The 2,578-nt window shown below is 38.2% G+C and carries 3 protein-coding genes; all 3 read left to right on the forward strand.

Annotation, left to right across the window (positions count from 1 at the left end; translation table 11 throughout):
- Positions 1-635 (forward strand): Ig-like domain-containing protein (locus QM469_RS10470; RefSeq protein ID WP_414276803.1); only part of this gene is annotated, 635 nt, incomplete at its 5' end.
- 530 nt (positions 636-1,165) lie between these two features.
- Positions 1,166-1,534: a hypothetical protein gene (locus QM469_RS10475; protein WP_075230640.1), complete on the forward strand. Its 369-nt coding sequence runs from the start codon at positions 1,166-1,168 to the stop codon at positions 1,532-1,534.
- Between the two features lie 132 nt (positions 1,535-1,666).
- A complete protein-coding gene (locus tag QM469_RS10480) occupies positions 1,667-2,359 on the forward strand; it encodes a phosphoglycerate mutase (RefSeq protein ID WP_070458655.1) in 693 nt (230 codons plus the stop codon).
- The last annotated feature ends 219 nt before the right edge of the window (positions 2,360-2,578 follow it).

The following is a 2,578-nucleotide window of genomic DNA, read 5'->3' on the forward strand; positions in this document are numbered from 1 at the left end:
CACCAAGTGTGAACCCAGTTAAAGCTGGAGATAAAGCAGTTACAGGTACAGCAGAAGCAGGTTCAACCGTAGAAGTCACTCTTCCAGATGGCACTAAAGCAACCGCAACAGCTGACAAAGATGGCAAGTTCAACATTCCAGTAGCTGGATTGAAGGCAGGCGACAAAGTTTCTGTAACAGCGACAGACGCAGCAGGTAACAAGTCAGGCGCAACAGACGCAACAGTAGCGCCAGCAGTCCCAGTTGTGAACGATGGTAAAGTGTCTGAAGCAAACGGAGCTAAAGCACCAGCCCTTACTCCAGTAGTAGATCCAAGCAACTTGACAGATGCCGAAAAAGCTAAAGTAGCTGAAGAAGTTAAGAAAGCTAACCCAACTGCGACAGATGTTAAGGTGAACAATGACGGATCAGTAGTTGTAACCTTTGCGGACGGATCAGTGGCAACAATTGCAGCTAATAAAGTTGTTAAGGAAGCAACTAAAGAGTCATCTGCTCAAGCACCAGCTAAGAAAGCAGGAGCGAAAGAATTGCCAAACACTGGTACTAAACAATCTAACGCTTCACTTGGACTAGCACTTCTTGCAGCAGTGACAGGAGGACTCCTTATCTCTAAAAAACGTAAGGAAGAAGAGTAAACCATTACTCGGATAAAGCAAATCTTAGAATCTTGATTCTATGAGATTGCTAGAAAAGAAGCTGGGTAAAAACTCACTTCTAAATATAAAAACAACGAGCATTTCCATAGTTGGAGATGCTCGTTTTTCTTATGTCATTGTTTATAATCAAAGTCTTTTATACCATTTGCCAAATCTATCAAGGCTTGAAGAAAAACATGAGACAAGATAGTAGCTATTCTGAGGTTATTGTCTTATTTTTAACACTTATTGATCTATAAAAGAGCATGAAAAATTCACACCTTATTTGGTATTTTTGAAATAAGGTATTATAGCAGAGTGAATCTAGAATAGTACATTACGACTGCTATAAATATTTCTAGAAATTAGTTTGACTTTCCTAATCGAATTGTTCATACTTTATTTCAATTTACTATATAACTTAAGGAAAATAAAGTGCCACTGATGATATTGTGGTCTACTTGGAAAAGCTTTGAATTTAACCTAAAATATGGTAGAATAACAATTATTAAAATTTGAAGGAGACATTTATGAAGACAAAAACACTAGCGCAAATTGCTGGAATTATTGGGACTATTGCAGGCTCGCTCTTGGCAATTTTGCCAGTCGTAATATTAATGGTTGCATCTATTTTTGCGAATGAAGATTTTGCAGGAGTAATTTTAGCGATTATCTTCATTGTTTTTACCTTAGTAAAAATCGCAACTCTCATTCTTGGAATTCTCTCTCTAATCTATTATAAGGATGATAAGCGCATATCAATGGCGCCATCTATTTTGTTAATCGTAGGTTCTGTAGTAGGCTTGATTCCATTTTTAGGCTGGATTGGTGGCATCGTCATTGTCATCGGTGGTGCCCTTTTTTTAACAAGCTTGAAACAATTTCAAGTTCAAGAATAGCTGTTTATTGAGAGAAGGGGCGTTCACCTCTTCTCTTTTAAATCGATTTTGACTAGCTTTTTTGTGAAAAATTGTGTAAAATAGAATAGATAAACGAGGGAAACCTCGGAAAATAAAAGGAGTATCCATCAAATGGTAAAATTGGTTTTTGCTCGCCACGGTGAGTCTGAATGGAACAAAGCTAACCTTTTCACTGGTTGGGCTGATGTTGATTTGTCTGAAAAAGGAACACAACAAGCGATTGACGCTGGTAAATTGATCAAAGAAGCTGGTATCGAATTTGACCAAGCTTACACTTCAGTATTGAAACGTGCGATCAAAACAACTAACTTGGCTCTTGAAGCATCTGACCAATTGTGGGTTCCAGTTGAAAAATCATGGCGCTTGAACGAACGTCACTACGGTGGTTTGACTGGTAAAAACAAAGCTGAAGCAGCTGAACAATTTGGTGATGAGCAAGTTCACATCTGGCGCCGTTCATACGATGTGTTGCCTCCTGCAATGCCTCGTGATGACGAATATTCAGCTCACACAGACCGTCGTTATGCTTCACTTGACGACTCAGTTATCCCAGATGCTGAAAACTTGAAAGTGACTTTGGAACGTGCTCTTCCATTCTGGGAAGATAAAATCGCTCCAGCTCTTAAAGATGGTAAAAACGTATTCGTAGGAGCACACGGTAACTCAATCCGTGCTCTTGTAAAACACATCAAACAATTGTCAGACGACGAAATCATGGATGTAGAAATCCCTAACTTCCCACCATTGGTATTCGAATTCGACGAAAAATTGAACGTAGTTTCTGAATACTACCTTGGTAAGTAAAAAATTGTAAGTCTAGGATTGATTTATATCGATTTCAAAAAGTTACACAAATAATTCAAGCGAAGGATTTAGTTCTGTCTTGCACAGGGCTGAGTCCTTTTCTACCATTTGTCAAGTATATCAAGGTATTTGATGAAAAATAGTTTGATTTCCATAGTCAAACTAAGGAAATTGTCTTTTTCTGAACTAAAGTTTAGTGAAAAAAGTGTACACTAAACC

This window comes from Streptococcus infantis, assembly GCF_047464215.1.
Taxonomy (GTDB): Bacteria; Bacillota; Bacilli; order Lactobacillales; family Streptococcaceae; genus Streptococcus; species Streptococcus infantis_P.